This window comes from Dellaglioa sp. CoH-55-MRSF-7 (assembly GCF_056782235.1).
Genome location: NZ_JBXAYI010000145.1, coordinates 1 through 280, shown reverse-complemented (window position 1 = coordinate 280; position 280 = coordinate 1). Strand labels below are relative to the sequence as shown.

Annotated in this window: 1 protein-coding gene; it reads left to right on the top strand. The window is 60.0% G+C overall.

Annotated features, from left to right (window positions below; genetic code table 11):
• A partial coding sequence (locus AC1RPU_RS08190; protein WP_481769677.1) for a hypothetical protein occupies nucleotides 1-280 on the top strand: 280 nt, incomplete at both ends.

Here is a 280-nt window from a genome sequence, read left to right as displayed (position 1 = left end):
ACGGTGAATCGTTGGCGTCGAGCGCGCAAGTTGTGGTGATTGCGACGGGCGGCACAACCACCAACTCTATTACGCTGTCGTGGCCGCGTATGCCTCTGGCTACTGGCTACCGAGTGTATGGACGCACACAGGGCTCGACGTACGGGCTGATGGTGACGGTGGGGCAACAATCCACGGACAACATCACGTTTACTGACGACGGCACTATTCCGAATAGCGCTATCGACACAACGAAACAGCCGATCACGGACCCGACGAAGGCCGCACCGCCGTCCCCGAC